This window comes from Pelomonas parva (assembly GCF_043555835.1).
Classification (GTDB): domain Bacteria; phylum Pseudomonadota; class Gammaproteobacteria; order Burkholderiales; family Burkholderiaceae_C; genus Pelomonas; species Pelomonas parva.
Window position 1 is genome coordinate 1 of sequence record NZ_JBIGHV010000047.1, and the last position, 213, is coordinate 213.

The window sequence follows — 213 nt, forward strand, 5'->3', positions numbered from 1 at the left end:
CGATGTCGGTTGGGGCGGTGTGCCATCGTCATCGCGTCGGTGGCTGCCGCGTGGCAAGACTGTTGGACCTCAGTCTCGCCTCGTCGGAAATCAAACGTTATGTGCAGCGCGTCATCGCCCTTGACGCCCGCAACGCCAGCATTCACGGGGCCTGCAGCCTATCGGTATCGGAGACCTGCACATAACTGAGCACTGTGCATAAGTGCCCAAAGC

Annotated in this window: 1 protein-coding gene; it reads left to right on the top strand. The window is 60.6% G+C overall.

The genetic code is table 11. The annotated features are described in order from the left end of the window. Positions 1 to 185 (top strand): hypothetical protein (locus ACG00Y_RS28860; RefSeq protein ID WP_394485112.1); only part of this gene is annotated, 185 nt, incomplete at its 5' end. Positions 186 to 213: the final 28 nt, after the last annotated feature.